Annotated in this window: 25 protein-coding genes; 15 read left to right on the top strand and 10 right to left on the bottom strand. The window is 45.4% G+C overall.

What is annotated here, in order from left to right; translation table 11 throughout:
* Positions 1-51: 51 nt before the first annotated feature.
* The 3 genes from QFZ81_RS04620 to ylbJ form a co-directional block, all read right to left on the bottom strand.
* Positions 52-726: a PilZ domain-containing protein gene (locus tag QFZ81_RS04620; protein ID WP_307447559.1), complete on the bottom strand. Its 675-nt coding sequence runs from the start codon at positions 724-726 to the stop codon at positions 52-54.
* A 127-nt stretch (positions 727-853) separates the two neighbouring features.
* Positions 854-3,454 (bottom strand): alpha-glucan family phosphorylase, encoded by a 2,601-nt coding sequence (gene glgP, locus QFZ81_RS04625; RefSeq protein ID WP_307447557.1) that lies wholly within the window; start codon positions 3,452-3,454, stop codon positions 854-856.
* 1 nt (position 3,455) lies between these two features.
* Positions 3,456-4,694 (bottom strand): sporulation integral membrane protein YlbJ, encoded by a 1,239-nt coding sequence (ylbJ, locus tag QFZ81_RS04630; protein WP_307447555.1) that lies wholly within the window; start codon positions 4,692-4,694, stop codon positions 3,456-3,458.
* Between the two features lie 280 nt (positions 4,695-4,974).
* Between ylbJ and QFZ81_RS04635 the strand changes: the two genes are divergently transcribed.
* Together QFZ81_RS04635 and QFZ81_RS04640 are read left to right on the top strand one after the other, a co-directional pair.
* Entirely contained in the window at positions 4,975-5,367 is a 393-nt protein-coding gene (locus tag QFZ81_RS04635; RefSeq protein ID WP_307447553.1) for a globin domain-containing protein, read from the top strand.
* A 41-nt stretch (positions 5,368-5,408) separates the two neighbouring features.
* A complete protein-coding gene (locus QFZ81_RS04640) occupies positions 5,409-6,113 on the top strand; it encodes a DUF2225 domain-containing protein (protein ID WP_307601651.1) in 705 nt (234 codons plus the stop codon).
* A 111-nt stretch (positions 6,114-6,224) separates the two neighbouring features.
* Here the strand turns inward: QFZ81_RS04640 and QFZ81_RS04645 are convergent, their stop codons facing one another.
* Positions 6,225-6,458 (bottom strand): hypothetical protein, encoded by a 234-nt coding sequence (locus QFZ81_RS04645; RefSeq protein ID WP_082562640.1) that lies wholly within the window; start codon positions 6,456-6,458, stop codon positions 6,225-6,227.
* Between the two features lie 3 nt (positions 6,459-6,461).
* Complete coding sequence (locus QFZ81_RS04650; RefSeq protein ID WP_082562639.1) at positions 6,462-6,626, bottom strand: YycC family protein; 165 nt, start codon at positions 6,624-6,626, stop codon at positions 6,462-6,464.
* Between the two features lie 156 nt (positions 6,627-6,782).
* On the opposite strand from QFZ81_RS04650, the gene QFZ81_RS04655 reads away from it, so the two are divergent.
* Complete coding sequence (locus QFZ81_RS04655; RefSeq protein WP_307601653.1) at positions 6,783-8,591, top strand: M3 family oligoendopeptidase; 1,809 nt, start codon at positions 6,783-6,785, stop codon at positions 8,589-8,591.
* Positions 8,592-8,647: 56 nt separating this feature from the next.
* Here QFZ81_RS04655 and QFZ81_RS04660 read toward each other — a convergent pair whose 3' ends face one another.
* The gene (locus QFZ81_RS04660) at positions 8,648-9,907 is read right to left on the bottom strand and encodes a methyl-accepting chemotaxis protein (RefSeq protein WP_307447542.1); all 1,260 of its coding nucleotides are present in this window, start codon (positions 9,905-9,907) and stop codon (positions 8,648-8,650) included.
* Positions 9,908-10,191: 284 nt separating this feature from the next.
* On the opposite strand from QFZ81_RS04660, the gene QFZ81_RS04665 reads away from it, so the two are divergent.
* Positions 10,192-10,560, top strand: a complete 369-nt coding sequence (locus QFZ81_RS04665) for an O-methyltransferase (RefSeq protein ID WP_307447539.1) — start codon at positions 10,192-10,194, stop codon at positions 10,558-10,560.
* A 55-nt stretch (positions 10,561-10,615) separates the two neighbouring features.
* Here QFZ81_RS04665 and QFZ81_RS04670 read toward each other — a convergent pair whose 3' ends face one another.
* Genes QFZ81_RS04670 through QFZ81_RS04680 form a run of 3 tightly spaced genes read right to left on the bottom strand, consistent with a single transcriptional unit; the run spans position 10,616 to position 13,539 of the window.
* Positions 10,616-11,428, bottom strand: a complete 813-nt coding sequence (locus tag QFZ81_RS04670; protein ID WP_307447536.1) for an ABC transporter ATP-binding protein — start codon at positions 11,426-11,428, stop codon at positions 10,616-10,618.
* Positions 11,429-11,461: 33 nt separating this feature from the next.
* Complete coding sequence (locus tag QFZ81_RS04675; protein ID WP_307447534.1) at positions 11,462-12,511, bottom strand: FecCD family ABC transporter permease; 1,050 nt, start codon at positions 12,509-12,511, stop codon at positions 11,462-11,464.
* Positions 12,508-13,539: a FecCD family ABC transporter permease gene (locus QFZ81_RS04680; RefSeq protein ID WP_307447532.1), complete on the bottom strand. Its 1,032-nt coding sequence runs from the start codon at positions 13,537-13,539 to the stop codon at positions 12,508-12,510. Before QFZ81_RS04680 ends, QFZ81_RS04675 begins: the two co-directional genes overlap by 4 nt.
* Positions 13,540-13,719: 180 nt before the next feature.
* On the opposite strand from QFZ81_RS04680, the gene QFZ81_RS04685 reads away from it, so the two are divergent.
* The 6 genes from QFZ81_RS04685 (at position 13,720) to QFZ81_RS04710 (ending at position 20,178) form a co-directional block, all read left to right on the top strand.
* Positions 13,720-14,718: an ABC transporter substrate-binding protein gene (locus QFZ81_RS04685; RefSeq protein WP_307601655.1), complete on the top strand. Its 999-nt coding sequence runs from the start codon at positions 13,720-13,722 to the stop codon at positions 14,716-14,718.
* Between the two features lie 328 nt (positions 14,719-15,046).
* Positions 15,047-15,724 carry a FadR/GntR family transcriptional regulator gene (locus QFZ81_RS04690; RefSeq protein WP_307447527.1) on the top strand — a complete coding sequence of 226 codons (678 nt, stop codon included), beginning with the start codon at positions 15,047-15,049 and terminating at the stop codon, positions 15,722-15,724.
* A gap of 119 nt (positions 15,725-15,843) precedes the next feature.
* Entirely contained in the window at positions 15,844-17,199 is a 1,356-nt protein-coding gene (locus QFZ81_RS04695) for an ABC transporter substrate-binding protein (protein ID WP_307447524.1), read from the top strand.
* Positions 17,200-17,268: 69 nt separating this feature from the next.
* The gene (locus QFZ81_RS04700) at positions 17,269-18,150 is read left to right on the top strand and encodes a carbohydrate ABC transporter permease (protein ID WP_307447521.1); all 882 of its coding nucleotides are present in this window, start codon (positions 17,269-17,271) and stop codon (positions 18,148-18,150) included.
* Positions 18,151-18,152: 2 nt separating this feature from the next.
* Positions 18,153-18,986 (top strand): carbohydrate ABC transporter permease, encoded by an 834-nt coding sequence (locus QFZ81_RS04705; RefSeq protein WP_307447517.1) that lies wholly within the window; start codon positions 18,153-18,155, stop codon positions 18,984-18,986.
* A 31-nt stretch (positions 18,987-19,017) separates the two neighbouring features.
* On the top strand, positions 19,018-20,178 hold the full coding sequence (locus QFZ81_RS04710) for a trans-sulfuration enzyme family protein (protein WP_307601657.1): 1,161 nt from the start codon (positions 19,018-19,020) through the stop codon (positions 20,176-20,178).
* A gap of 798 nt (positions 20,179-20,976) precedes the next feature.
* Here the strand turns inward: QFZ81_RS04710 and QFZ81_RS04715 are convergent.
* The gene (locus tag QFZ81_RS04715) at positions 20,977-21,216 is read right to left on the bottom strand and encodes an alpha/beta-type small acid-soluble spore protein (protein ID WP_307447511.1); all 240 of its coding nucleotides are present in this window, start codon (positions 21,214-21,216) and stop codon (positions 20,977-20,979) included.
* Positions 21,217-21,376: 160 nt separating this feature from the next.
* On the opposite strand from QFZ81_RS04715, the gene QFZ81_RS04720 reads away from it, so the two are divergent.
* The 5 genes from QFZ81_RS04720 to QFZ81_RS04740 all read left to right on the top strand — a co-directional run bounded on the left by QFZ81_RS04720 (position 21,377) and on the right by QFZ81_RS04740 (position 26,337).
* Positions 21,377-21,874, top strand: coding sequence for a hypothetical protein (locus QFZ81_RS04720; protein WP_307447508.1), 498 nt, complete (start codon positions 21,377-21,379; stop codon positions 21,872-21,874).
* Between the two features lies 1 nt (position 21,875).
* Positions 21,876-22,523: a ribonuclease H gene (gene rnhA / locus QFZ81_RS04725; protein WP_307601659.1), complete on the top strand. Its 648-nt coding sequence runs from the start codon at positions 21,876-21,878 to the stop codon at positions 22,521-22,523.
* Between the two features lie 153 nt (positions 22,524-22,676).
* Positions 22,677-23,771, top strand: coding sequence for a sugar ABC transporter substrate-binding protein (locus QFZ81_RS04730; protein WP_307447503.1), 1,095 nt, complete (start codon positions 22,677-22,679; stop codon positions 23,769-23,771).
* Between the two features lie 69 nt (positions 23,772-23,840).
* Positions 23,841-25,349 (top strand): sugar ABC transporter ATP-binding protein, encoded by a 1,509-nt coding sequence (locus QFZ81_RS04735; RefSeq protein WP_307606827.1) that lies wholly within the window; start codon positions 23,841-23,843, stop codon positions 25,347-25,349.
* Position 25,350: 1 nt separating this feature from the next.
* The gene (locus QFZ81_RS04740) at positions 25,351-26,337 is read left to right on the top strand and encodes an ABC transporter permease (protein ID WP_307601661.1); all 987 of its coding nucleotides are present in this window, start codon (positions 25,351-25,353) and stop codon (positions 26,335-26,337) included.
* Positions 26,338-26,357: the final 20 nt, after the last annotated feature.

Genomic DNA, 26,357 nt, shown 5'->3' on the forward strand with positions numbered 1-26,357 from the left:
CATCGTAAGCATAAAATGAGTTTTGCTTTAGCAAAACTTTCTTCGTAAGTATTAGCTTGTAATCGAGCAATATTTATCAATGTCCTGAAGCATAGATTCAGGTGTATGTCGGAATTCGGCGGCGACGTGATAAGAATCATTACTAAAATTCGTTACCCTAATAATTTCACCATAGGCGGTAATAGAATGGGGATACCCAGGGAGAATAAAGCTGAATTCCAGAAATAAGGGGAAGAAAAGCCGATTCGTCGTAACGAAAGAAAGCCCTCTGGCACTTATATCAAGCAGTTGTCCGGAAAAGGCGACTCCCTTGCTTGCGGATATGCCGCGAATGCCAACAATACGCAAAGTGATAGGTGTTCGAAGGGAGAGCTTAGCTCGGCTATACCTTCTGTTTTGATGATGATGAATTTCTTCGGGAATGGATAACGAAAGGTAACATACCGTCTTCTTTAATTCAAGTTGAATTAAATCGACATAGGCGTAATATAAAATTCCACGGTCTTTAAAAGAAAACTCAATGAAAGAAATATGCTCTAATTTGTCGAATGGAAAAATTCCGGATAGCTCTAAACAAACGGTGAATGAAGCCTCACCTATTTTATCAATGGAGAAATTTTCTTCATAGCAAAAAGGTTGCCCATCTTTACATTCTCCGACAATGATCAAATGACAATCTGTATTCGGTGCGATATATGCCAATTCCAGTGCCTTATTCCAATCCATAGCATCACCAAGTGGTTAGATTTGCATTCATGAGCGCATACACATACCGTAAGTTCTCTATTCATAATAATTTATAAAAGAAAATAAGAAAAGCCCCAAACGGGGCTTTATCTAGGAATTCACGTATTTACTGCCACGATAATGTGCTGGTGACTAAGGAAAGTTCAAAGGAATGTGCGAAGTTAGAAGAGATAGGGCGTACGCGAATAGAGAAGTGAGGCCCATGAATGAGATGGGATGGAATTGTCGCTTTATAGCTCTGCATCTGTTCAATCAGTTCGCCTACAGGTTCCATTGGAATAATTTTTTGCTCCCATGTTTCGCCATTTTCCTCGTAATATATGACTTCTACTGCCGTATCTTGCGGCCAAATGGGGCCGAAGTGAACTTGTGTTGTAATTTCTTTCGTTGATGGTTTTATCTCGTTTAACGGCACTTCCGTAGATAATTTGGCTGAGCGGTCATCGATGCCAATGATTTTCACGTGATACCAATTCGAACGGATGAATTGTTTGTAGTCGGCAACCTTAGTTGCAACATCATAGTGATTAGAAACAAAGAGTCGGGCTCGCTGAGCTGTCGGTAAATAGGTGAGCTCTGTGTAGTCTTGCACCATGCGATGCGTGTTATAGACCGGGCTAAGCGATTGGATAGAACGCTTCATGCGGCTGATCCATTGATGCGGGAGTGCTCCTTGATTGAAATACAGTGGAATAATTTCTTTCTCTAAAATGTGATAGATGGCTTGTGTATTTTCTTTCTCTTGTGCAGCCCAGTCAGCAGCTCCTGTGGAACCGATAGCCCAGCCGTTCGTACCGTTATAGCCTTCCTCCCACCAGCCATCGAGTACGCTAAAATTAAGTACCCCGTTCATGGCGGCCTTTTGACCGCTTGTTCCACTGGCCTCAAGAGGTCTACGGGGGTTATTTAACCAGACGTCTACGCCTTGTACGAGGTAACGGGCCATATTCATGTCATAGTTTTCGAGAATAACGATTTTTCCGACGAATTCTTTCATTTGTGAAACGCGATAAATTTCACGGATAAGCTCTTGACCTGGGTAATCTGCAGGGTGAGCCTTGCCAGCAAAAATAAATTGTACGGGTCTCTCGGGATCATTGATTATCTTCTTAAGCCGGTACAAATCATTAAAAATAAGATTAGCTCGCTTGTAGGTCGCAAACCTTCTGGCGAATCCAATGGTTAAAGCCTTGGGATTCAAATACTGTCTGACTTCCTCGATCCGCGCTTCTGATTCTCCGTTGCGCTTGCGCTGCTCGAACAAATTTCGCCTGGCGTAACGAACTAAATCTTCTTTCAGTTGTTGATGCACTTTCCAGATGGATTCGTCTGGAATGACCTCGATTTGCGCCCACTGATGCTTATTGGCTTGTTCTTCCCGCCATGAACCGGGCAGGAAACGATCAAGCAGCTCTTTCCATTGCGGCGCTGTCCATGTATCCAGATGTACGCCGTTCGTAATGGAGCTAATGGGAACTTCGTTCGCATCGATATGACCGTGAAATTCTTTGAACATTTCTCGGGATACTTGACCGTGCAGCTTACTGACCCCATTGCGCAGTCCGGCTGTATTCATGGCCAAATGGGTCATATTGAATTGACCCGTATGGTGATCAAGCCCTAGTGCTACAATGTCCTGTTTATACTGTGATAGTTCACTTAGGAGAGGCCCGAGATAGTGTTCCACCATCTCGATGGAGAACGTGTCATGCCCCGCCGGTACAGGCGTATGGGTAGTAAATACAGTGGCTGAGCGAACGGTTTCAACCGCCACGTGAAATGGAAGGCCTAGATGTAGAAGCTCCTTCAGTCGCTCCAGCGTGAGGAAAGCCGCATGCCCTTCGTTGATATGGTACACGTTGGGGTAGATATTAAGCCGCCGAAGCGCCTTGACGCCCCCAATGCCAAGAACCATTTCCTGAGCAATCCGCGTATCTTGATTGCCCCCATACAGCTGAGCGGTCAGTTCTTTGTCCGCTGGATTGTTGGCTTCATGATCGGCATCCAGCAGATAGATCGAATTACGTCCGACACGCACACGCCAAACCTGTAAGGTGATAGCGCGACCAGGCATATCAATAGAAACGACGAGCTGCTGGCCATTTTGCTGCATAGGTTCGATCGGAAGCTTGCTGAAGTCATAAGGGTATAATTCACTTTGCTGACCACCGGAGGCATCGATTTTCTGCGTGAAATAGCCTTTTTTATAAAGAAGTCCAACACCGATCAAAGGGATACCCAAATCACTTGCAGATTTCGTATGGTCACCAGCTAAGATTCCCAGTCCTCCTGAATAAATCGGCAGCGATTCATGAAAGCCGAACTCCGCGGAGAAGTATGCAATTTTTACATAACCCTGGTCCGGATGTTTCTCTTGAAACCAAGTGGTGCCGTTCATATAAGCATCGAACTTGGCAATTACTTGTTGATAGTTTGCTACAAAATCTTGGTTTCCGCTTAGGGCCTCGATCTGTGAATTGTCCAACAGGTGAAGTAGACGAACAGGATTATGGCCGCATTGATCCCATTTTGCAGGATCTATTTGTGCAAAAAGCTGCAAGGCGTCATGGTTCCAACTGAACCATAAGTTGAATGATAGCTCAGTTAAACGCTCAATCGTTGGAGGCAAATGTTTCGCTTCTTTGGGGAAGGCTTCTTGCATATCTGGATGTTCTCTCCCTTTATGATCATGATCGTGATTACCCATATTATCTTGTTCCACCAACCTTTTCATACACCAGTTTAAGTAAGGAATATGCAGCAAAGAGTCCGGCAATGACAGAAAAAGCACCCAGGAAGACCGTTCCGCTAATTGGCAGCATAAGCCTTAGATAGCTGAGAACAGGAGAAGCCGAATCATATTGAGGTAAGAAAACAGCTTTGGATTCACGGAAAATTTGCATAGGCTCCCAAAAAACGAGAACAATAGCAGCTGAGAGCAAGGCATGGATGAAGCGGGCGGTGACAAATGGCAAATAACGCAGATTCGTATGGCTTAATAGGCTAACAATTTGAGCATGAACGGACATGCCGCCCCATGACAATATAAAAGCGCCAATAGCTACCTTGCTGGAGAGCGCTAGCGACGCGGGAGCATTCCCGGCAGCCTTCGCCCCAAGTGTCACCTCAAACAAGCCATTCATAACTGCCTGAGATAACTCATGGGGGAGTCCTGTGATTTGCAGGATGGAGGCTATGAGCAGGTAGATCGCATTCATGACTTTAGCCGCTGTTAAGACTTCTAAAACAACTGAGAAGAAGACAACTAAACCACCTACTACGAAAATCAAGCTGAGCGACTGTAGAATGGATTGACTCAGTAATGTGCCTATGGATCTGCCGTCGTTGATTCGAGCGCTGTGCATCGCCTCAAAAGCACGCTTCCAGACCCAGTCCTTGCTCTTAGTCTCCTGTACAGTAGGCAGACTCTTCCTGCCGTGAAATCGCATCATTAAACCTATCAGCACGGAGCCTCCGTAATGAGCAACAGCCAAGATCATAGCCAAAGAAGCATCGTGGAAGAAGCCTATCGACACGGCCCCGATTAAGAAAATCGGATCGGAGCTTGTTGTGAACGCAACGAGCCGTTCACCTTCCTCACGATTGACAAGCTTTTGCTCCCACAGCTGGGAGGTCAATTTAGCTCCGACCGGATAGCCGGCAGCGAATCCCATAGCCATTACGAAGCCTCCGATGCCAGGGATACGAAAGACGGGACGCATCATTGGATCAAGCAGCGTACCGAAGAAATGAACAATACCGAAGCCGAGCATAATTTCGGAAATGACGAAGAAAGGGAAAAGTGCGGGAAAGAGCACATCCCACCAAATGGAAACGCCGCGCAAGGCTGCTTGAAGGCCGTCATGAGGGAACGCAAATAAGCATAGAATAATGGCAACAACAACAAAAGCCATGAGTAACGCAGCCGTGAAATTTCGTTTCTGCATGAGATTGGATACCTCCTCCTACTCAACTATATGAACAGGATGGGACATACATGCCGTCCCAAAATACTTAGACTTTGGTACTGTTCATAGCCCGGTTTTATGGTAAAATAGAACTAGTGAAGTCTTATATCCTAAGCAGCGGGAGTGATTCAAATGACAGGTGTCATTGCTGGTTTGGTTGTATGTATGTTCGTATTTGTCATTCGTGAAACGCTCATGCATGCAGGGGATGAGGATTTAGAAAACTATTAAAGTATTACGAATAGCGAGGTTTACCCTAATGTCAGAAAATGACCGCAGCACGTTGTACGAATTGATGGGGGGAGCGGAGACGGTACGCAGACTCGTGGAAGCCTTTTATCCAAAAGTTCAGCAGAATCCACTTCTGTCGCCTCTGTTTCCTTCCGATATAGGTCCGGTTATAGATAAACAGTTCATGTTCTTAAGTCAGTTTTTTGGTGGTCCAACCTTGTATTCAGATACGCATGGACATCCGATGATGAGAGCTAGACATATGGCATTCCCAATTACAGTAGAACGCGCAGATGCATGGTTAAGTTGTATGTCGGAAGCAATGGTGGAAGTAGGACTACCGACTGATTTGCGGGATTTTTTGCTTGAACGGCTGAAAGGCTCTGCCTATCATTTTATTAACACATCAAAAGATGAATAGTTCTTCTTTCCTGCATACAACTTTAGTGAAGGCGGGTTTCAATGATGGTCGAACCTTTATATGATATTTCAGTGAAGTGCACGTATTGCGACAATTCCTACAAAACGATGAAGGTTCGCCCAAGCTTTAAGAAAGCTAGCAAAACAGATACTGATTTCTGTGTTCATTATAAAGACATCAATCCCGACTTCTATGTCGTGAGGGTCTGTCCGTTTTGCGGGTATGCGCATACGGAGAACTTTTCAGATAAATGGAAACCGGCACAGCGGGAAGTTTTTTACGAGAGAGTGGCTCAAAACTGGTCAATGCGCAATTTTTGCGGAGAAAGAACTTGGGAAGATACCCTTCTGAGTTACAAGTTGGCCCTTCTTAGTGCACAGATTAGAGATGAGAAATCGCGTGTTATAGCAGGTCTTCTACATCATTTGGCGTGGTTGTATCGATCCAAAGGAGACTGGGAGCAGGAGGAGCGTTTCCTAACGTTTGCCTTGGACGCATATGTCAGTGTGTATGAAACAGAAGGTTTGGATCTCAATAATGCACGACTCATGTACTTAATAGGAGAGCTCAATCGCAGATTAAGCCGCTTCAATGAAGCGGTCAAATGGTTTTCGCGCATTATTAATGACCGCAAGATTATGGATGCTGGTATGATTAGAGCAAGTCGTGAACAATGGATAGTAACCCGCGAAGATATGCTTGCCATTCGTATGGAGCTCCCAGACGAAATGAAACAAGCTACATAATGAGTATTGCCGTATAAATCAAATGAACGCTTAGCTATTCTTGGGTTGACTTCAATCCCTTGAATGGTTAAGCGTTCATTTTTTAATTGGCTAATTGCGTGAAACTACGATTCATTTGCGTATTGCGGTGTCCGCCAATAAGTAATCTCGATCTGTGTCAACGAGCGTCAGCTTATTATGGCAGCAAGGAAACACAAGCAGCTTTTTTTTGCCTTCGTGAATGGATGTCAGTTCGTGGATTTTCAACGGCAGCAGCACATTGGGGCTATGGCAAAAGGGACATTGGGCCACATAAATGTCCTTCATAATAATGTCATAAGGCCAAGTGTTAGCGAAAGGGATCAAAGCTTACTTCGATTCTGGATCGCTATTTTCCGTAGAGGAAGCTTTAGCGAGCTCCGCTAATTTTTGCAGTAAAATATGTTGTGGCATATGCATGAGATGTTCTAAAGGCACCTTAAGTTGCTCAGCTAGCTTAACGGCCGTTTCTGGAGAAATTTGTAACGGTTTCATAATTTTAAATCACCCATCCTGTTCCGAATATATGGTGTGGGAACTAACTATAATTGAATCATACTTTTTACCTATAAGCAATGAGCAAGATGAGTATGATTGGCGATCAGGTGAAGTTTATGATTTAATAAAAGATGGAAAGGAAAGGTGATAGCTTTGCTTAATTTACCTCTTAATCAAACATGGAATTTAGAAACCTTTTTTCCTGGGGGAAGCGAGTCTCCTGCATTCGCAGCTCACCTGAAGGAGCTTCAAGCATCGATTGCTGCTTTTCAAGAACAAGTACGAAATACCCCTTCACCACAACAGGCAGAAGATACAGCTTCGCTAGTGAAACTGATCGAATTATTTCAGCATAATTTGAAGTATATCCATGAGGCGGATTCTTTCGTAGGCTGCTTGTTAGCGGATAATCAGAAAGATAAGAAAGCGCCTGTGCTTAGCGGGCAGGTCAAAAGCTTGTTTGCAGAGCATTTGTCTTCGCTCACCCATTTTGATCAAGTACTGACGGGGATCCCAGATGATGTATGGTCAGCACTACTGCAGAAAGAGCCGTTCAAAGCCATTGCTTTTCCGCTCCATGAGCGACGTGCCTTGGCCCAAGAGAAGTTGCCGCCTGAGCAGGAAGCCTTAATTAATGATTTGGCCGTAGATGGCTATCATGGGTGGGGAGATCTGTATAATACGACCGTTGGTCAATTCCGCATGCCTGTGGAGGTTGACGGTGAACAGGTGGAGCTATCCGCCGGTCAAGCGTTTAATAAACTGCATACAGAGAATCGGGAAGAACGATTGAATCTGTTTGAAAAATGGGAACAAGCATGGACGGATAAAGAGGAATATTGTGCCGAAGCATTAAACCATCTGGCAGGTTTCCGTCTTCAGGTTTATAAATACAGAGGTTGGAAAAATATACATAAAGAGCCGCTTGCTATCAATCGTATGGAAGAGAAAACGCTGAATGTCATGTGGGACGTGATTGACCGCAACAAAGATATTTTCGTTGCCTATTTGAACCGTAAAGCGAAACTGCTAGGTGTTGATAAGTTGGCATGGGTTGACGTGGATGCGCCACTGGGCGATTCCTCGAAGAAAATTTCTTATGACGAAGGCGCTACTCTGATTGTCGATCAATTCAAACGGTTCAGTCCTAAGCTGGCAACCTTTTCGGAGGAAGCTTTTGAGAAGCGCTGGATCGAAGCTGAGGATCGGGCAGGGAAGCGACCTGGAGGCTTCTGCACATCTTTCCCGATAGCGGGTGAGACACGTATCTTCATGACCTACGGCGGAACGCTAAACAATGTTTCTACATTAGCGCATGAGTTAGGTCACGGCTACCATCAGCATGTCATGACGGATATGCCTGCGTTAGCGCAGGAGTACGCGATGAACGTCGCTGAGACAGCCTCTACCTTCGCTGAAATGATCGTAGCGGACGCAGTTGTGAAAAGTGCCACTACTGATGAAGAACGCATCATTTTACTTGAGGATAAGATCCAGCGCGCGATCGCTTTCTTCATGAACATCCATGCGAGATTTATCTTCGAGACGAACTTTTACGAAGCACGAAGTCAAGGTTTAGTTAGCGTTGAGCGTTTGAATGAGCTCATGGTGGATGCACAGAAACTTGCTTATAAAGATGCTTTAAGCAGCTATCACCCGCATTTCTGGGCGGCTAAGCTGCATTTCTATGCGACGGATGTACCTTTTTATAATTTCCCCTACACGTTCGGTTACTTGTTTAGTGCAGGTATTTACGCGAGAGCGGTGCAGGAAGGTGCAGCCTTCGAAGAAAAGTACATATCTTTGCTTAGAGACACAGGCAGCATGAACGTGGAGGAGCTTGCTCAGAAGCATCTCGGCGTTGATCTGACAGAGCCGGATTTCTGGCAAAGCGCAGTCGATATGGCAGCTCAAGATGTGAAGCAGTTCATGGAACTAACTGAAGCTAAAGTCCAAGTATGAGATAAAAAAGGCTTTCCCATGATCGAAGTGGGAAAGCCTTTTTTGTGGAATAAAGCTTATAATTTGAAAACCTGAATCGTCTGTTGTAATTGTGTGACAACACGTGTCATCTCTTCGGCTTGTGTGACGATCCCTTGTACTGTAGCGATCTGCTCATTCATAGAAGCGGAAACTTCTTGCGTCCCAGCCGCTGATTCCTCCGTGATCGCCGATATGTTCTCCATCGCTGCAGCAATTTGTTCGGAGCTTGTCAGCATTTGTTCGCTTTCTTCCGCGAAGCGGGTAATTTCTTCCGAAATAAAGCCTACGCTTCCGACAATCTCAGCAAAAACAATTTCGGTTTGCTCGATTAACACGGTTTGTTTCTTCACGACATCTTCGTTAACTTGAATGCTGCGAATGGCTTCTTGAATGCCTTGCTCGATGCTTTTCACGAAACCGAATACTTCACGTGTAAGAGAGGTTGACTCTTCAGCTAGCTTACGCACTTCCTGAGCGACGACTGCAAAGCCCCGGCCATGTTCGCCAGCTCTAGCAGCTTCGATGGAAGCGTTGAGGGATAAGAGGTTCGTTTGCTCAGCAATCTCGGAAATGGAACGAGTAACGCTGCTGATGCCTTCAGCTTGTCTAGCCAGCATGTCGATTGTATCAGACACCTGCTGTGTAACTTCTACGTTTCGTTTCATACCGATGCCTTGGCTTTCAACGGACGTGCGTCCTTTTTCTACAAGGGTCATCATCTGATCCGAGCGGTCTTTCATTTCTTTCGCAGATCCGGCATAGTTGACGATTCTCACTTCAATATCTTTGGAGGTGATCGAAACGCCAGAAACTTCTTCTGAAATTTGCCCGGCACCTGAGGCCAGCTCGTGGGCCGAAATGCTCACTTGTTCTAGGACAGTACGGAAGCTTTCATTTTTAACATATATATCGCGGCTTGTTTGAAAAACCTGCTTCGAGATTGTTCCAGTGTCGCGAAGAATATCGCGGAGTTTATCTATCATTTTGTTAAAAGATTGGCCAAGCTGTCCAAGTGTATCATCTGAGGTTACGGTTACTTTTTGAGAGAAGTCCCCTTTGGAAATGTTGAGCGCAATTCGGGATAAATCGGCAATGGGTTCCGTTAACTGACTCTCGAACCATCGAATGAACGGGTAGCTGCCTCCAAGAATAATAAGCAGGAATATGATACCAAGTAAGCGATTCCAATCTGAGGCAAATGTAACAATCAACATGAAGATTGAATTCAAACCAATAAGAGCATAACAACCAAGTTGTAGTTTCTTTCTGAACGATAAGGACGATACTTTATCCAATCCGACCGACTCCTCTGCGAAATTTGTTTATTTGTGCTGGAATCCATGATGTATGTTTGCAAATTATAACATTGAATCTGGAAATATTCTACATCATTTCGACAAATATCGTTCGTTTCTTACAATTGAAATGGGATTTATATTAACATTACATAAATAATAGTAAGAATTGTGTGAATAATGTAAATAAACTGTTGAATTATGTAAATAGTGTGAGTATAATAGGTCTACAGTCACGTAAATTACATAATAAGTAAAAATTTAAAACTTTAAGGAGGAAAGTGATGAATTTGGATCAGATGCCACTCGCTAGACAAATCGATTTGGTGTTTAGGAAGATCAAAGAAGAATTATCGCATGTGAATTCCGGTACTGTGTTTGTTCATATTCGCAACAACGAAATTGGGAAATTTGGTATTAAGCACCTTCCGTTTGAAAGTAAGGACGGCGTATTGCCTGCAACCACGACCAAAGGTTTGACGGAACTGCAGTATCAATCCTTTCGTCAGATGGCTATTGAATCTTTGAAACGGAAGAAAAGCTGGACCCATGGTGAAATTTTGTTCGATTTCACAATTAGGCAAAACCTGGTGTCTGCAAGTATTATGTTCGAAAGCAATTACAATATGGCTAATTTTGCAAGAACGATTTAGCACTTATTCCTTTTATCGCAAACAACCCCGGTCACGTAGATGACCGGGGTTGTCATTATTTATGGGGAAGAATGCGGCCCTTTCCGTAAGGGATACACATAGGTGTGCGGAAGATAGGATCGGGCGCAACGCTGCATTTCATATCGAATACATCTAGAAGCAACTGCTCGTTCACGATGTCTTCCGGCTTTCCTTCTGCATAAACAGAACTATCCTTAATGGCGACGATGTGATGGGCATAACGGCAGGCCAGATTGATGTCATGCAGCACCATCACGATCGTACGTTGTTCGTTCTCATTCAACTCGAAGAGTAAGTCAAGTACCTCAATCTGATGGGTTAAGTCTAGATAGGTAGTGGGCTCATCAAGGAGCAGTGTAGGGGTATCCTGCGCCAGTGTCATGGCGATCCAAGCTCTTTGGCGCTGTCCGCCAGATAAGGAATCCACACTGCGATCCGCGTAGGTGAGCATATTCGTAAGCTGGAGGGCATGCATGACTTTCCTCTCATCTTCAGATGACCACTGCTGCAGCCAACTCTGATAAGGGTAGCGTCCTTGCTTCACGAGCTGTCGTACGGTAAGCCCTTCAGGCGCGGAAGGTCCTTGTGGGAGGATGGCCATTTTCCGGGCTACTTCTTTTGTGGAGAGTTTGGCGATTTCCGTGCTATCCAATAGGATTGCGCCTGATTTCGGCTTCAGCAGTCTAGCAAGTGAACGTAGAAGTGTTGATTTCCCACAGCCATTGCTGCCAATAAATACGGTAATTTTGCCTTTTGGTATTTGTAAATTCAAGCTTTGGAAGATGGTCGTCTCTCCGTATGTTAACTGAAGCGATTGTGCTTCCAGTGCTTTTTCCAGGGTGGGCATAGGTCTATTCTCCTTTAAGTAAAACCGCTGTTGTTAACCGCGATTTCTACTGCGATATAGCACATAGATGAAGATAGGGGCACCGATAGCTGCTGTGAATACACCTGCCGGAATATCGAGCGGTTTGAATAAGAAGCGTCCTGCTAAATCAGCTAACAATAAAAGTAGGGAACCTGTCAACGCGGACACTGGGATAAGCGCGCCGAAGCTAGGTCCTACGAGCTTTCGGGAAATGTGCGGAGCCATGAGACCAATGAAATTGATCGCACCCCCAAAGGCGACTGCAGCCCCTGATAGTGCAACACTAAGGATGATCAATAGGAAGCGTTGACGTTGAACGTTGCTTCCAACACTACGGGCGATATCTTCACCCAAGGACTGTATGGTAATGTGCCGCGCATACAAGAAGATGATAGGAATTAATAACAAGACCCATGGTAAGAGCGGGTAAACCGCTTTTTTCCAGGAAACTCCGTAAATACTGCCTGTCATAAAGGTCAGAGATTGATTAGCCAGAATAATCGGTCCGGAAAGCAGCATGAGATAGGAGAGTGCACTCATCGCAGCTGTAAGTCCCGTCCCAATCAAGACAAGCCGCAGAGGCGTGATTCCATTTTTCCATGAGAGTGAATAGACAAGTAATGTAGCGGCGAAAGCGCCAATAATAGCGGCAACTGGCAGCCAGTGAATACTGATTTTATCTGAGAAAAAAAAGAAAAAAGAAACAGCTCCAAGTGTAGCCCCGCCCGTTGTACCAATCGTATCCGGCGAGGTTAATGGATTTCGTACAATGCCTTGCAAAATGGCTCCGGCTACACCAAGCGATGCACCAATCAGGACAGCAACAATGACTCTAGGTAGACGCAAAGTCCTTACGATCATCGTGTTTGGATCAGTCCCGTAACCAAAAACAGCGCGAACGACTTCAGCAGGTTTGATATAGATGCTTCCAATTCCGGTACTTAGAATCATCACGATGATGACGGCAAGGAGCAGAAAAAGAGAAACAATAAGAGATTTCTTACTGATCAGATACGAGAAGCCTTTTTTTCGAATGGTGACATAACGATGGGAATGACTCATTTCAGAAGTCCCCCTTTGCGAGCGATATAGATGAAGAAGGGTACTCCGAGAATGGCTGTCGCTACACCGACATGAACTTCCTTAGGCATAACAATGAAACGAGCTATAATGTCAGCTCCAACTAAAAGAATGCCGCCTAGAACCGCACAATACGGAATGACCCAGCGATAATCGATTCCAACAAGAAAGCGAACGATATGCGGTATGATAATCCCTACGAAAACAATCGGACCCGCAACAGCAACTGAGCCTCCGGCAAGAATGACAATCACTACTGCGGTAATGAATTTTACATATACGGTGCGTTGTCCAAGCCCTTTGGCTACATCATCCCCCATAGATAATATGTTGATGTGCGGTGATAGAAATATAGCGCCAATCCAAGCGATTAGTATATAAGGGTAAACGGATTGGAGCATGGCCATAGTCCGTCCTTCGACAGATCCGACAAGCCAGTATAAGACCTGGTCAAACGCTTTACCGTTCCCAAGCAAAATGCCTTGAGTTAGCGAAGCGAAAAATGCCGTCATTGCTGAGCCCGCGAGCGTAATTTTCATAGGTGTTAAACCATCGCGGCCTAAGGAACCGAGTCCATAGACAAGGGCAGAGCTAAATGCAGCACCGAGAAATGCAATCCATGTAAACTGTGTAAGGCTGGAAACATTAAAAAATCCAACGGATAAGACAATGGCAAAGGCAGCGCCTGAATTAATGCCGAACATACTTGGAGAAGCCAGCGGATTCCGTGTAATAGCTTGCATAAGAGCGCCTGCAACAGCCAAGCTTCCCCCTACTAGCGCTGCTATTAAGGCTCTTGGGATGCGTACGGTTTGGATGATGATAGCTTCGTTTGTTGGTTCGGCGGCTTGCGCAAACGAGGTCCTAATTTGATCCCATGAATACGTATGTAGTCCGAACATAACGCTGCTGAGCATCATTGCAGCCAACAAACAGCAAGCCGCGAGTAATCCAATACTTTTATAGAAATGGTAGAGACGTTCTTTGCTTGAAAAGCTTGAGTTATTCATGAATGATTGCCTGCTTCCTTAAATGCTGCTTCATTTATTTTAATGAGTCTGACTAGCGAAGTCAACGAATATGATAATCATTATCAATATATATTGACAGGCAGGTGATAAATTTAGTAGTATGTGATAGATAATGATAATCGTTATCATTAATTGACTGCATGGAGGGAACTCATTTATATGTTTGGAAAAAGAAATCGTCAACAAGGAAGAGCTTGGGCTCTTATTGCACTTATGTTTGTTTTGTCCGTTGTTTTGACGGCTTGTGGAGATAAGCCAAGTTCACAGTCTTCGGCATCTGCAGCACCTCAACAATCAGCGAAGGCGGATAGTACTCGAACCATTAAACATGCCATGGGAGAAACGGCCGTACCGGCGAATCCAAAACGGGTTGTCATTTTGACCAATGAAGGAACGGAAGCACTTCTCGCGTTAGGCATTAAACCGGTTGGTGCGGTTGAGTCTTATTATGGAAGCCCATGGTTTGATCATATTAAAGCTGATATGCAGGGTGTGACGACAGTCGGTGGTGAATCACAGCCGAATTTGGAGTTGATCGCATCGCTTAAACCCGATTTAATCATTGGCAATAAGATGCGTCATGAGAAAGTCTACGATCAATTAAAAGCCATTGCTCCAACGATATACTCGGAGACGCTGCGCGGTGAATGGAAAAGTAACTTCATCTTATATGCCGATACGTTAAATAAGAAAGCCGAAGGCGATAAAGTCATCACAGCTTTCGATAAGCGCATTGAGGATTTCAAAAGCAAAGCAGGCGATAAGCTGAAAGAGAAAGTGGCTGTCGTTCGTTTCATGGGCGGCAAAACCAGATACTATTACGGCAATATGTTCACGGGTGTTATTTTTAAACAAATCGGTATGGTTCGTTCGGATCCTAAGAGTGATGAAAAATCGTTCGAAGACATTACCAAGGAGCGTCTAACGGAGCTTGATGCTGCGGATAAAGTGTTTTATTTTACCTATGAGACCGGTGATGGCAAAGGGACCAAGCAAGAGCAGGAATGGATGAATGACCCGCTCTGGAAAAATCTTAAAGTGGTTAAAGAAAATAAGTTAATCAAAGTGAATGATGCGACTTGGAATACTGCCGGCGGTGTCAAAGCGGCTAACATTATGCTGGATGATTTGTATAACCTATATCAAGTTAAGCCTTAAAACGAAGGGACTGCTTATTGTGAGCAGTCCTTTCTATTTTTTTGGTAAGTAATAACTATGTTTTCCTAGCCTTTCGTTTGCTGATTTTTTTGAATGAAGAATTAGCAAGGCAAGTTGACGGCGAACAACAATTTCCTAGATTTCTTCTTAGAAACTCATGGTTGTTGTATGTTGTGCAACAATTTAACCCTTTTTCATGCTTTTGAGCTGCTTTCAGCTAATATCAAACGAAAAGACTTCGTTCACACGGCTTGACAACTTCATAGAATTCATACTATGATTCACCTGTCTGATAGGTACACAGGTTCGAAGATAAGGGGAAAAATCGATGCCGAAAATTCAGAAATACAATGTTCATGAACTAGTTGCACAAGAAATTCAACGATATATTGAGGAAAATGCTTTGAAAGAGGGAGACAAGCTGCCTTCCGCCGGAGAACTAACCGCGATGTTTGGCGTTGGCCGTTCGTCCTTGCGGGAAGCTCTGCGTTATTTGGAAGCTGTTGATATTGTTCGTGTTGAGAACGGCAAGGGTATTTTTGTGCGCGATGTTGATACGTTTCGTTTCACCGGCAAAGTGAAGGTGGAGAACGAGAAGAAGTTCTTACTTTCCATACTTGATGTGCGTCGGGCACTCGAGGGTAAAGCGGTGGAGCTATCCGCACGGAATATCAATGCTAATCAATTGAAAGAGTTGGAGAAAATTTTACATGAGTATAAAAGGCTGAAAGAAAGCGGGAAAGATACCTCGCAAATCGACCTTGCTTTTCACCAACACATCATTAAATCTTCAGGTAATCCGATCTTGGAAAGTGTCATTAACTCCATGAGCGGCCTTTATCAAAAGTTTTTCAACGATCCGCTTGGAGAGAAGCGTTTATTTGACGAGACCTATCCTTTCCATCATACGATTTACGAGGGGATTTCCCAGCATGACCCAGAAAGAGCGACAAGCGAGTTTCATCAAATGATGGATTGCATCGAGAAACTGATCAAAACCTATTAAAAAAAATGTCGATTTTTTTACTTGACGGAGAAAGCGGTATCAATTATGATCAACCTATCAGACAGGATGACTGGATGATACATCATAATTTAATCGCAACCGAGGAGGGGTATCTTCTTATGTGGGGAAAACAAATGCGTAAAGTATGGCCAACAGTAGTTGCATCTACGATGCTAATGGGGTTGCTCGCAGCTTGCGGCAGCAATACGGACACTGCAAAAAGTGATGCGAAAGGCAATAGCGATCAAGCGGGTGCCGGTGCAAGTTCTGGTAAAGTGGTTACCGTTCATATGATCGAGAGCTTGACGAGCCCGAAACGGACCGACATTCTCAAAGCGATGATTTCCCAATTCGAGAAAGAGAATCCGACAATTAAGGTCGATCTCATCTCGCCTCCGTTCGATCAAGCGGATAATAAGATCAGAACTATGCTTGCAGCTAAACAAGAACTAGACGTTCTAGAAGTAAGAGATTTGAACATCGCGGAGTATGTGAACAACGGGTACATTGATCCGCTCGATACTTACACGGGTACTTGGAAAGACTTCGGTACAGTAACAGCTGTGGCCAAGTCGATTGCAACGAATAACAATAAACTCTATTTCATTCCGAATGGCTTGTACCAGCGTCAATTGTTCTACCGCAAAGACTGGTTCGAGGAGAAAGGCTTGAAACCGCCGGTTTCTTACCAAGAACTATATGAAACAGGCAAGAAGCTAACCGACCCAGCTAAGAACCGTTACGGGTTCTCGTTCCGAGGCGGTATGGGGTCTGCGGGCATCACTGATCAGATGGTACTCGCTTATAACGGAGATCAGGTGAATTTGGAAGATGCGCAGTTCTTAAAGAGCGGCAATACGATTTACTCATCACCAGAAGCTAAGCAAGCTATCGAATTATATATGAAAATTTATAAAGAAGCATCACCTTCGGATGCTGTCAACTGGGGCTTCCAAGAACAGGTACAGGCGTTCACCTCTGGTGTAACCGGCATGCTGCTGCAAGATCCGGACGTCATTCAGACGATACAGGAGAAAATGAAGCCGGAACAATGGGCGACGGCACCGATGCCAACGGGACCAAGCGGCAAGGCTCTCATTCAAGCAGGAGGAGCTGGTTGGGGTATCGCATCCCAATCCAAGAACAAAGAAGCGGCCTTCAAGTTGATCGCCTTCTTGTCTAATCCTGGGCAGAATACCGAATTTGGTAAAAAGTACGGCTTAGTACCGATTCACACCACAGCGGCAAACGATGAGTACTTCAAAACAGGTCCTTACAAAACGTTGCTGGATATGTCCAACAAGCCGGACGTATTCATGAACTACAAGCCGCCATTCCAATATCCGGGAACGGGTCAATGGAATCAAGCGAGCATGGAGTCTGGCCAGGCGTATTTGCTCGGTAAGTTCACTGTCGTCGACGTTCTGAAGAAATGGGACGCTTATTGGATGGATCAAAAGTCGAAGAAAAAATAGCGTTTAACCTTCGTAATGGGTGGCGATTCGCTGCCCATTACCATTTTTCTATATGAGGTGGTGCATCTAATGAAGAGTCGGCAGCCGTTCATCTTATTTGGTTTGCTCCCCGCTCTATTACTGGTCCTTATTTTCACATATTATCCGTTCCTAAAGGGCGGCATCATGGCATTTCAAGAATACAAACTGTTTGATCTTAGAAATGTCCATTTTGTCGGTTTGCAAAATTTTCGGGATGCATTCAAGGATCCGAAGTTTCTGACTGCGTTGACGAACAGTGCGTACTGGGTATTTTTTTCCTTAGTATTTCAATTTCTCATTGGGCTGACGCTTGCGCTGTTAATGAACAAAAAATTCCGGGGTAGAGGGATTTACCAAGGGTTAGTATTTTACTCTTGGGCGCTTTCGGGCTTTCTGATTGGGATGATTTGGAAATGGATGTTCAACTCACAAATCGGCGTCATCAACGATCTTTTGCTCAAAACCGGTTTGATCGAAACGCGGATCGGGTTCTTGTCGGATCCCAAATGGGCAATGATCTCCGTCATTATCGCGAACGTATGGTACGGCATCGCATTTTTTGCAATTATGCTGCTCGCAGCGCTGCAATCAGTGCCTTCCGAGCTGTACGAAGCTGCCGAGATGGACGGAGCGAGCGAGGCGCGCAAGCTGCTTAGCGTTACGCTTCCCTACATTTTACCGACGATCATTACGACTACGCTGCTTCGGGTCATCTGGATCTTTAACGATCCTACGATCATCTACGGCATGACCAACGGTGGACCAGCAGGAAGTACGCATATTTTATCTTCATTAATGCTGGATAAAATCATTTACGCTGGGGATTACGGCGCGGCATCCGCAATCGGGGTTGTCATGATCGTGCTTTTACTGCTTTACACGTTGTTTTACTTATCAGTAACCAAATCTGAAAAGATGGGGGATTTCTAACCATGAAGACGCGCTTACAATTCATAGGTCCATTCAAGGTGTTTTTTCTAGCGCTTCATCTAGTAATCATGGTGTTCCCGCTATATTGGATTTTGATTACTTCATTAAAACCCCAAAACGAAATTTTCACATATCCGCTTAAATATTGGCCGACGAATATTACGTTCGACAATTATGTCAACATTTTTAAAATATCCAAATTTCATGTCTATATCGGTAATAGCCTGTTGGTAGCTATCTCATCAGCACTTATTGTTATTGTGATTTCCGTCTTGAGTGCTTATGTGCTTGCCCGTTTTCAATTTCGTGGACATCGGCAAATTATGTTGGCATTTTTCGCGACACAGATGCTGCCAGGTTTCATTTCGCTCGGACCACTTTACCTCATGATGACGCAATTGGATTTAATTAATTCTAGAATCGCTCTTGTACTCATGTACACGGTAGGGTTAATACCATTCTCAACCATTATTTTACGTGGCTTCTTTCAACGCATACCTGCCAGTCTGGAAGAGGCGGCGATGATCGACGGATGTTCGCGGCTTGTTGCCCTAATCCGGATCATCGTGCCAATCATGATGCCAGGGATCGCCTCGACTTTTATTTTCGCATTCGTGCAGAACTGGAACGAGTTGTTTATGGCGGTCATGTTCATCGATCACGACCTACTTAAGACGATGCCTGTAGCATTGAACTCACTTATTCTCAAATATGATGTCGATTGGGGCGCCATGTCGGCAGGCACCGTCTTGTCCGTCATTCCAACCGTCTTTCTGTTCGCGTTCGCGCAGCGTTTTATCGTAGAAGGCCTCACGCAAGGCGCAGTGAAAGGCTAAGCAGCAAATTTCGGATCGGAGAGAAACATCTATGAATAAAGATCAATCGGGGGATTCGCTTTACACCAAGGCGGCACATGACCCGTACGATACTCGACACCATGGGGCGATTAACATCCCCGTCTATCAAAACAGTTTATTCGCTTTCGAAACTCATGAGCAATTCGATCTGGCTATGCAAAATGTGTTAGGGCATCACGTCTATTCGCGCGGCAACAATCCGACCGTTCGTAATCTGGAGGAGAAGCTAGCCAAAATGGAGGGCGGCGAGGACGCGAAGTGCTTCGCTTCGGGGATGGCGGCCATCACAGCGGCAGTTCTTTCTGTTGTTCAGCAAGGCGATCACATTGTATGCGTGAATCACGCTTACGGTCCGACGCGCGAGTTTCTCGGATCGTACCTGGTCAAGTTCGGTATAGAGACGAGTTTCGTTGACGGAACCGAACTCAGCAATTGGGAAGAAGCTATCAAGCCAAATACGAAGTTGATGTATTTGGAAAGTCCGACAACGATGACGTTCGAGCTTCAAGACTTGCGTGCGTGTGCTCAGCTTGCCGCGAGCAAGGGAATCAAGACCATCATCGATAACACATGGGCTACACCATGTCACCTAATGCCGATTACGTTAGGTATTGATCTGGTTGTCCATTCTATAACGAAATATATATCCGGACATAGTGATTGCTTAGGCGGGGTTGTCATTGGTTCAATGGAACTCATGAATCGACTTAGCAATTCGGAATATATGCTTTTCGGTGGTATCATGACGCCACAAACAGCGTCGTTAGTGATGCGCGGATTGCGGACACTTCCGCTTAGAATGGAACGCCATCAGCGCAGCGGAATGCTCATAGCCAAGCATATTAGTAACCAACCTTACGCTGCTCACGTTCACCATCCAGGACTCCCTACACATCCGCAGCATGAATTGGCGCTTCAGCAGCTAATAGGTTTCAGCAGCTTATTCTCGTTCGAATCGTATGAACCGTTGGAGAAGCTGAAGGCTTGGGCGACAAAACTCCAGTATTTCAAAATTGGTGTTAGCTGGGGAGGATTTGAAAGTCTAGTCAACGTAAATGTGATACGGAGCGGAGATAAGGAACGGCACATTGTCCGCCTTTACGTGGGTCTTGAGGATCCGCAGGATCTGATTCGGGATATAGACGATGCGGCTGCGGCTGCTTTACTATGAATATCATCCCCCGAGGGGATAATCTCGGAGGAACCGTATGCGACAACTCGCATATACGGATCTGTAAGAGGCCTATGCACTTGTGCATGGGCTTTCCTTTATTTTGGGCTAGAGGGGAAAGGTGACGAAACTAACCTAATTTAGGTTAGTTAGCTGCGGATTATTGCTAAGAAAAGTGAGATAGTGAATATGTTAATCATTCGGTAAGTGACTATGAGTCCCTGGTATATTGCTTGTATTTGTTTGTTGGAGGAATAGGGATTTAGGACCGTCGATACACTCATCCAATCACTCATCTAATCTTGTTCTACATGGAAATTTCTTAAATCAGAATCGCTCGCCATCTATGCACACTGAGGTTGCCTGATGAACGGATCCATATTCTCTTTTGAAATGATGTTGTAAAAAGTGCAACAATCGCTGCCTGGATCCCGCCTTTCTCCCTTCATTGTTGCATAATGCTACAACAATTGGGCCTCATATAGGCGATTTAGCAGCAAATGAGCTCGAAATGTTGTATGAAATGCAACTTCATGTTGCAAAATAGCCTTTTGGTGTGCGAATTGTTGTAGGAATTACAACATTGGTATCCACTATAGCCCAGTCTACCCTCATAAAGCTGCTGAAAGATTCTAGAATCAAACTTTGGAGGCAAGTCTACCAGTGGTTAGTCGGCATAGTGCATGAATCGACAGTTTCTGTTATACAAAATTTATCCTTTAAAAAAATAGAAAGGCTTCTTCCAAGTAGTTGCTACTTAAAAGAAAGCCCTTTTTTACTTAAGTATAGGGAAAACTGTTATCTGCTGAATTTACCGGCTGCGCCGCCAGCAAGTTGCTGTTCAGCAATTTGCACGAGACGACGAGTGATGTTTCCACCGATTGCTCCTGTATCACGAGAAGCCATGTAGCCGTAGTAGCCGTCTTGAGGAATTTGGATGCCTAATTCTTGAGCAACTTCAAACTTCAATTGGTCTAGAGCTTGCGTAGCTTGTGGAACAACTAGTTGATTGCTGCTACGAGATTGTCCTGATGCCATCTGATATCACCTCCAGTAATGGTAGTATAATCTTTTTTAGGAATTATACTCATCACCTAAACTGGAAATTATCACCATAAAAATAAACCTTAAAAGCAGGAACGCACAGTCTTTGCTATAATGAGAAAACCGAATAAATGGGAGAGCGGAGGCAGGAGTTATGTTTGATATATCCATAAAGGGCTGGTCCCTAGATAAAGATTTACAAATTATTCAGGCAGATGTCCTCATGGCGGTGGACGATAGTATTATTATTGAAGAGCCATTGTGTGTAGATGTGGGGCTTCCTGCGTTCTTGTATAGTGCCCTGCATGATACCGCGCCGAATCGTTTTGCGCCAGCGGATCAATGGGAGCGAATGCCGTTCTTTGTATGCGGCTGCGGAGATCCGGAGTGTAGAGGTTTTTCGTTCGTTGTGCGTCATCTGGCGGATGAACAAGTGGAACTCGCATCCGTTGAGGAGCGCTCTAATGGAACATATCGCGAGCTTGAAACGCATATGATCCCTAGCTTGGAGTACAGCAAGAAGGTTATGGAGGTAGGTGAAACCTATCTTGCGTTTATTAAAGATTTGGATTATCGGCCTTATTTCGGTGATACAGTGAAAGTTATCGAAGATCTTGTACATCAAATACATCAACAATTACGGAGTGAATAAGATGGCAGCAGTGAAATATTATGTTGTTTGGGTAGGACATCAACCAGGGATCTACCGTACATGGGCTGATTGTCAGGCTCAGACCAAAGGTTATCCGCAAGCTAGATTTAAATCGTATGAATCGGAGCTGGAGGCACGTCAAGCACTGGAGAAGGGGTGGCAGAAGTCGCTGAATTTCTCTGGAAAAGGGGGAACAGCTGCAACTTCTACGGGCAAGTCAGCTACACCTGAGACGGCGCCTGAAGTCGACTATAACAGTATCTCCGTCGATGTTGGCTGTTCGGGGAATCCAGGAATTGTTGAATACAAAGGTGTCGATACGAAGACGGGTGAGATTATTTTCTATCAAGGCCCTATTTCCAAAGGGACGAATAATTTAGGTGAGTTTCTTGCTATCGTTCACGGACTCGCTTATTTGCAGAAGCTAGGCAGTAATAAAACCATTTATACCGATTCAGTCACAGCTTTGAGCTGGATACGTAAAAAAGAGGTTTCCACTAATCTAGTTAGGGATGCTTCCACAGAAGAAATTTGGACATTAGTTGATCGGGCGTTGAAATGGCTCAAAACGAACGCTTATACTAATAAAATTATGAAGTGGGATACGCGGAAATGGGGAGAAATCAAGGCTGATTTTGGAAGGAAATAAAAAAAGTCGAAATGTAAGAGAAAATATCATCAAATGTATTGACGGGAAATCCTACCAATGCTAATATACAGTAATTCCTATTAAATTACTCGGTATAATTTTTGATAGAGTTGATAGGAAATAGAGTAATGCATTAGATCGGGAGGGTAACTCATGAAAAGAACGAAATTAGGCGGTTTATTCATCATCCTGGCTTTAGTAGGAAGCTTGCTTGCGGCCTGCGGACAAAAAGAGAGCAGCAGCGCTTCGGCAACACCTGCTGCAAGCGCGAAAGCGACTGACGCAGCTAAAGCAGCAGATTTAAGCGGAAAGAAAATTGCACTCGTGATGCAATTCAATACAGGTACATTTTCATCTCAGTATGTAGAAGGTGTGAAGGAACAAGTAGAGAAGCTTGGCGGTAAGGTAACGGTATTCGCTGCTGATACGGATCTGGCGAAAATGTCATCCAATCTGGATGCAGCGATTAATCAGAAATTCGATGGTATTCTCATCGATCACGGAACAGCGGAAGCGTTGGAAGCAGGCGTGAAGAAAGCACTAGAAAAGAAAATTCCAGTCGTAAGTTTCGATTCGATTCTTTCTGTTCCGGGCGTTACGTCCTTAGAGCAAGGCGATCAGAAGATGGCTGAAGCTACGTTAGAGCAGCTTGCGAAGGATGCTGGCGGTAAAGGGAACATCGTGAAAGTATGGGTAGCCGGCTTTGCACCGATGGAACGCAGACAATTGGCCTACCAAGCTTTCCAAAAGAAATATCCAGACATTAAAGAAGTAGCTGCATTCGGTACAGCTAAAGATCCTGCGTTAGATACACAAACGCAAATGGAAGCGATTCTGAAGAAATACCCGAACAAAGGTGATATCACAGCGGTATGGACAGCTTGGGATGAGTTTGCGAAAGGCGCTTCCCGTGCGATTCAACAAGCAGGACGTACAGAAATTAAAGTATACGGGATTGACCTGAGTGATGAAGACTTGCAATTGCTGCAAGATCCGAAAAGCCCATGGGTGGCATCTGCTGCGGTAGATCCGAAAGATATCGGTCGCGTACAAGTGCGTTACCTTTATCAGAAGCTGCATGGTGACCAAACGCCTGAGAAAGTGGTATTGGAGCCTGTTTATGTATCCAGAGACCAACTGCCGAAGGACAAGCAAGTAAATACAACACAGCTTAGCGAATACGTCAAAGGCTGGGGCGGAAGCCAACAAGGCTATACGGACTGGTTGAAAGCGGCAGAAAAAAAATAGTGTAATCCAATGCGGTCCCATCGTTATTATGCGATGGGACTTTCAGATTGAGATGAGAGGTGAATGATGATGTCGGTTGACAACGGGTCTTTGCTGCATATGAGAGGCATCTCCAAATCGTTCCCAGGCGTGAAGGCGCTGCAGGAGGTTAATTTTGACCTGCAAAACAAAGAAATTCATGCCTTGCTCGGGGCTAACGGTGCTGGAAAGAGTACCTTGATGAAGATTTTATCCGGCGCTTATACCCATGATACGGGGCAAATTTCAATAAACGGCCAGTCTCTCAACATACAGACGCCTAAGGAAGCAATGAACCAAGGTATCTATTGCGTCTATCAAGAAGTAGACACAGCCTTAGCAGCTGGGCTTACAGTGACCGAAAATGTCATGATGGATAAAATGGTTCAAGGCGGGGCCTGGGTCAGTTGGAGAAAGCTGCATCGGGAAGCCGAAGCAATTCTAGCAAAAATCGGGGCTGCGTTCTCTGTCCGCAGCAAGGTGGACGAGCTGAGCATCTCACAGAAGCAGCTAGTACTTATCGCTAGAGCGATGGCGCACAAGGCCAAGATCATCATCTTCGACGAGCCTACAGCACCGCTTAGTCTGGAGGAGTCAGAGCGGCTGTTCCAGATCATGGACAGCCTGAAGCGCGAAGGGGTGGGGATTATCTTCATCTCCCACCGTTTGCAGGAAGTGTTCCGCGTCGCTGACCGGATCACGATCATGCGCGACGGCCGCCACGTGCTCACGCAGGCGGCCGCAGACATGGACATCGCCGGAGTCATTGAGGCGATGCTGGGCAAGACCTTCACCGAGGAGTTCCCCAAAGCCGATGTTCCAATCGGCGATACCCTCCTCGAGGTGAAAGGGCTGCGCCGCGGCACCAAGGTGCGCGGCGTCAGCTTTGCCCTCCGCCGAGGCGAAATCCTCGGCGTCGTGGGGTTGGTCGGCGCCGGCAAGACGGAGCTGAGCCGGCTGATCTTCGGCGCCGACGCCGCGGACGGCGGCGAGGTGTGGCTCGCCGGGCGCAAGCTCGCGCTGCGCCAGCCAGAGGATGCCGTGCGCGCCGGCATCGCGCTCGTGCCCGAGGAGCGCCGCAAGCAGGGCGTCCTTGTGGAGGAGACCGTGAAGCACAATCTGTCGCTTCCGATATTGCGCAAGCTGAGCTCGCTTGGCTTCGTGCAGCGCAGCGCAGAGAGTTTGCACGCGGCGAAGATGGTGGAGCAGCTTGGCGTGCAGCCCGGCGATCCGAATCGCGTTGTGAAGCATCTAAGCGGCGGCAACCAGCAGAAGGTGGCCGTGGGCAAATGGCTGCCGACGAATGCCGACGTCTACATGTTTGACGAGCCGACTAAAGGGGTCGATGTTGGCGCGAAAAGCGATATTTTCCGCTTGATCGGTCAATTGGCCTCGGAAGGTAAAGGCATTATTTATTTATCCTGCGAGCTGAATGAAATTATAGGAATTGCCGATCGCATTTTAGTAATGAGCTATGGTTCTGTGGTGAAGGAGCTCTCCCGTGCGGAAGCGACGCAGGATCTCATTTTAACGTATGCGAGTGCGGGGGAGGCTGAATAGCATGAAGGAAAGAAGTTTGGATTTTACGTTTAAATACGGCGCTTTGTTCATTATTGCGTTGGTGGTTATCGTCTTTTCGATCATCAATGAAAATTTTATGACTTATGACAACATCGCGGACATTTTAAGGTCGATATCGATAGTGATGTTTGTTGCTATAGGGGTCACGTTATCTCAAATTGTAGACGGCTTTGATTTATCCGTAGGCTCAACGGTTTCATTATCAACGGTGGCTGCGGCGGCTTTGATGGTTTGGTACCAACAGCCTCTCATTCTGGTTATTATCGTTCCTCTTATTATAGGAGCTATCATCGGACTCATAAATTCATGGCTCATCGTAAAAATTCGCATTCCGGATTTACTTGCTACTCTAGCGGTGATGTACATCATCGGTGGCGTGCAAAAAACGTATACGAAAGGCTTTTCCATCTATAATAATATGAGATTCCAAGACGGCACGGTGGCAAAAGGGAAGTTTACGCCGGAATTTCTTTGGATCGGTCAAGGAAAGCTCCTTGGTGTACCTGTGCCTGTTATTCTTATGATTGTGGCTGTAATCGTTGTGCATGTCTTTCTGACGTACACCCGCTGGGGGCGCCAGCTCTACATTACGGGGGGAAATCGGGAGGCAGCACGTCTCTCTGGGATTTCTGTTAACAAAATCCGCTTAGCAGCTTATGTGCTGTCCGGTATTTTCGCAGCGTTCGGAGGTATTCTGTATGCTTCTCGTGTCGGTTCAGGACAGATTGATGCCGGTGCTCCGCTTCTGATGGAAGCTGTTGCCTCGGTGTTCGTCGGGTATTCTGTGCTAGGTGCAGGGAAGCCTAATGTCATAGGGACTTTCTTTGGTGCTGTATTGATTGGCGTATTGCTCAATGGACTTACGATGCTGAATGTGCCTTATTTCGGATTTGATATTGTCAAAGGCGGGGTGCTGGTGCTGGCTTTGGCCATTACTTTCGTTCATTTGAATCGACGCAAAGCCTAAAGCGGTATGTTTGATGTTAC

The organism is Paenibacillus sp. V4I9 (assembly GCF_030817295.1).
Classification (GTDB): Bacteria; Bacillota; Bacilli; order Paenibacillales; family NBRC-103111; genus Paenibacillus_E.